General features: G+C 33.0%; 6 protein-coding genes. All 6 read left to right on the top strand.

Going from position 1 to position 4426, the window contains the following annotated elements; translation table 11 throughout:
- Window positions 1–959: IS30 family transposase (locus tag I595_RS17030; RefSeq protein WP_157449800.1), on the top strand; the 959-nt coding region annotated here is incomplete at its 5' end.
- 103 nt (window positions 960–1062) lie between these two features.
- The gene (locus tag I595_RS17025; RefSeq protein ID WP_054560654.1) at window positions 1063–1791 is read left to right on the top strand and encodes a DUF6843 domain-containing protein; all 729 of its coding nucleotides are present in this window, start codon (window positions 1063–1065) and stop codon (window positions 1789–1791) included.
- A 169-nt stretch (window positions 1792–1960) separates the two neighbouring features.
- Window positions 1961–2797, top strand: coding sequence for a hypothetical protein (locus I595_RS17020; RefSeq protein WP_054560653.1), 837 nt, complete (start codon window positions 1961–1963; stop codon window positions 2795–2797).
- Between the two features lie 152 nt (window positions 2798–2949).
- Entirely contained in the window at window positions 2950–3588 is a 639-nt protein-coding gene (locus tag I595_RS17015) for a hypothetical protein (protein ID WP_054560652.1), read from the top strand.
- 219 nt (window positions 3589–3807) lie between these two features.
- On the top strand, window positions 3808–4200 hold the full coding sequence (locus I595_RS17010; RefSeq protein ID WP_054560651.1) for a hypothetical protein: 393 nt from the start codon (window positions 3808–3810) through the stop codon (window positions 4198–4200).
- Window positions 4201–4426: hypothetical protein (locus I595_RS17005; protein ID WP_217997202.1), on the top strand; the 226-nt coding region annotated here is incomplete at its 3' end.

Below are 4426 nucleotides of genomic sequence, written 5' to 3'. Positions count from 1 at the left end.
AGCGTGTCATTATCCAGACACTTTTGGAAGAGAAAAAGACCAAATCCTTTATAGCAAAAAAGCTCGGTCGTTCACGTTCCACCATCACCAGGGAGGTCAACAAATGGGTGTCCGACCCTAACGATAAATATGATGCTTCTCTTGCCCATTGGCTGGCCAAGGACGACTACCTGAACAAGCGTAATTTAGATAAAATAGGGACACATTCCCTACTGCGGTTCTATGTCTATAAATCACTTTTGAAAAACTGGTCACCAGAGCAAATTTCAGGCAGAATCAAAATCGATTATCCCAACGACCCAGTGATGACCATATCCCACGAGGCCATTTACTCCCACATCTATTCCCATCCACAGGCCAGCCTTAACAAAAAGCTCATAAAGCTGCTGCCCTACCAAAAATCCAGGCGTAGAAAACCCAGACCCAGGCGTAAGAAAGGTTCCAAGATCAAAGACCAAATAAATATATCACAAAGACCCGAACATATTGAAAACAGACAGGAAATCGGACATTGGGAAGGTGACCTGGTCATAGGCAAGGGCCAAAAATCCGCCATTGGAACCATCGTGGAGCGAAAGTCCAGATATACCCTTATCATCGGCCTTGAAAACAGAAAGACCAAATCCGTGACCAGAGCCTTTGCCAAAGAACTGAACCGTTTTGACAGTCAACTGAAAAAGACAATGACCTACGACAACGGTACCGAAATGGCCGACCACAAATGGCTGTCGGAATCAACCAAAATGGACATCTATTTTGCCAATCCCTACGCGTCTTGGGAACGTGGCACCAACGAAAACACCAATGGGCTCATCAGACGTTTCCTGCCCAAGAAGACCGACTTTGGGAACATGAACGAAAAACAGCTCAAAACCATTGAACAAAAACTGAACAACAGGCCAAGAAAGGTGTTGGGGTACAGAACACCATTGGAGGTCATTGCCCAAAACACCACATAATTTTTTCTTTCCGAAAAGCCTTCAAAAAAACTAGGCTCTTTGGAAAGAAAAAATTAAATTGAACCATAATCAATTAGCAACGTTTGTTGCGTTAAGGCCTTGAATGCACCCCGATAAAACGAGTAACTTTTTATTTTATAGTGGACTAATTCTACTCGCAATTGGAGCATTTGGACTGACTTTCGCAGCGTTCTTTGCAATAATCGGATTACCAATTTTTATAGTTGGAATTATTTTGGTTTTAGTTTCTAAAAAGACTTGGAAACAAAGATTAATACCTATTGGACTTTTCATTATCGGAATAATTGCATTTTGGCCAATTTGGAGAAGCATTAATACTGTCGGACCGGAAACATTCATAATACCAAATGACTATAGAGGAAGAGTTAATATAATTCACAAAAAAGATTGCGGAATTCTACTCGAAAAAACGGAAAATGGACTGATTTATGAAATCCCAAATGATGGAATTTTATTGTTGAGTAATGACCAAAAATATGGTTTTATCGACCATAAATATTACTTAATTAATAATAACGGAAAGAAAACTGAATTGCCGAAAATGGATGTCAGAGATTTTAATGAAGAATGGACAACCGAAAAAAATCCTAATGAACCACCAAGAGACAAACTCGGAGTTTTTCATTGGGGACGAACGGGAAGCACAGGAATTATAAGAGACGAGAATGGAATTATGACAAATGAAGATGAACAATATTCATTTACGGAATTTTATGTCTCAACATATACTGATTTGACCGAAAAATTTAATTTTAAATATGAACGAAAATTTGACTCGATAAGAGACATTAAAGTGAAAAAATGCAAATAAATACTGTGCCCAACACCGTATAAAATTAATTGCTAGTGCAAGCCTACTTACGAAAATCCTCGCGGATTTTCTATTCGGTTTGTATTTGCTAAATTAGGTGCTTAAACAACGCAACTAATCTTATACAAAACCGTTGCCAGTAATTAAAAAATCCGAACTTAACGACAAAATGAAGCTGAAACCATTTGATTTTTATTTAAAAGCACCACTTTATGCGGAAATCGAAGTGAATCCCGAAAATTTTAAGGATTTTATCTATATGATTCAAGTTCCGACCAAGTTTAACGGATATAATCCTTTATATAAATCAGCAACTACATACATTACACAAGAACTTTATCCTGGAAAATATGAAAATGGAAATTTAGATTATTTTTTAAGTGGTGGCGGAATTTATAAAACATCAATTAAGTGTTTACGATATGACACTGTTTATATCTTTTTTGGGAAATATGTTCCTACAACTGAACCAGACGAAGATGGAGACCATTTCAATGTTGAAAAAACAGGGACTTTTATAAAAATAGGACAAGATGTCCAATTAATGGAATTTGAATCTTGGAAAGTTAAAAATTACAGAAAAGTATTATCGAAAGAAAAACAAAAGGAATTAATGAGAGCAATCGGACTTGCTTCTCACGGAGTCGGAATTGGTTCTTTCGTGTATTTAAGGAGAATTTTTGAGGAATTAATAGAGGAAGCTCATTTATTAGCTAAAACAAAGGAAAACTGGAATGAAGATGAGTATTTAAGTTATAAAATGGCAAAAAAAATAAATAGCTTGAAAGAATATTTACCAGATTTTTTGGTAAGAAATAAAGCTATTTACTCTATTTTAAGCAAAGGGATTCACGAATTGAGCGAACAACTTTGTTTAACTTATTTTGATACAATTTTACTCGGAATTGAAAGAATATTAGAAGCAAAATTAGAATCAATAAACAAACAAAAAAGAGACGAAGAAGCTGAAAAGAAAATAGAGGAATTGAATAGAAAACTGAAATAACTACTGGCAACACCGTGTATAATTCATTGCTAATACTCGCCTACTTACGAAAATCCTCTCGGATTTTCTATTCAGTTTGTATTTGCTAAATTAGTTGCTGAAACACGCAACGAAATCATACACAAACACGTTAGCAACAAGCTGAAAAAAAAATGAAAATCAAGTTACTTTTTCTATTTATTTGTACGATAGTCATTTCTTGTTCAGTCAAGAAAGAAGTCTCAAGATTATATGGAAAAGATTATACTCAAATTTTATTAAAAACTGATAAAACCTTTAAATATAGAACCTATTTAGGTGTTGGTGGAGAAATCAAAAGAACAGGAACTTGGAGTGAACACAAAGGAGATACTATTTTTCTGAACACTTATAATCAACCGAAAAATAAAACAACAACTTATAAAGGAATTGTAAATCCTGATTTGAAAAACAAAGTAATAATTTCAATTAGAGATTTTGAGTTACAACTCGGATTTTTAACAATTGAAATAAATGATGGAGAAATAACAAAATCAGCAGATGAAAATGGAATTGTAGAATTTGAAGTTGACCAAATAAATAATATCACTTATTATTATATGGGAGAGATTAGCGAAAAAATAAAAATATCTAATCCCGATTTTAATGAAATTAATATTTTAATTCGTGATTTGGATTTAGAAATAGTTCCTAATTATTTTACTGATATGCCAATTGTAGTAACAAATAAAAAAGTTGTTTTTTACCCGAATAATCAGGAAAAAAGGTTTGAACGGAAAAGAGCTAGTATTAATAAAAAACAATGGAAATAAAAGCCAGTTGCTAACACGGTGTATAAAACATAGCTAATAATTACTAAACCGAAAGGTTTGTGTATTTTTAGAAAGTCCGCCAAATTTTTAATTTGGCTTTTAAAATTGATAAATTAAAAACAAAATATAAAAATTCGGCTCTGTGTTAATCCGAAAAGTTAGTGTCTTTTGTACGCTACGTTTCATACACAAATCCGTTCTACGCAATTTGATAACCCAATGAACAAAAGATTAAAATACGGGCTTCTGATTCTCGGAATTGGAATTATTACAGTTTTTGGAATTATTGGATTTGGACTTTATTCTATGGAGATTGAAGACCATTATGGAGACGTTCAAAAATTATATTATGAATCAGAAAACGGAGATATAATTGTAAACAAAACAACATCTGAATTTGGGATAATTGAGAAAAACTGGAAACGAATTAATATCAGAACTCAAAAGAAAGATTCAACTGATTTATATAATTGGGTTTATCAAAATGGAACCGAAAACAAAACAGAAATTTATAGAGCAAAAAACGAAGAATATAAATTGAATCATATAACATATTCAGAATTGAAAAAATTAATTGACGATTCAGAATTTGAATTAATATCAAAGAATTAAATGTCATCAGAAACAGTAACTTTTCGTCAAAACCCAAAAATTGAAATCCTTTTTGGGTTTTATGGAGGAAAACCAATTCCAACTAAACAAGATAAATTCAAACCTTTAAAGGCATTTGAAATAGATGAAGACGGAAATGAAGTTGAATTAAAGAACTTTTACGAAAGGAAAGAAGATAAAAATTCGATTCAAGAAATGAAAGAGCTAGTCGGCAAATATGCTACCG

The sequence above is a fragment of the Croceitalea dokdonensis DOKDO 023 genome, assembly GCF_001306415.1.
Taxonomy (GTDB): domain Bacteria; phylum Bacteroidota; class Bacteroidia; order Flavobacteriales; family Flavobacteriaceae; genus Croceitalea; species Croceitalea dokdonensis.
The sequence above is the reverse complement of the archived record's forward strand: the minus strand, read 5'-3'. Positions and strand labels throughout refer to the sequence as shown.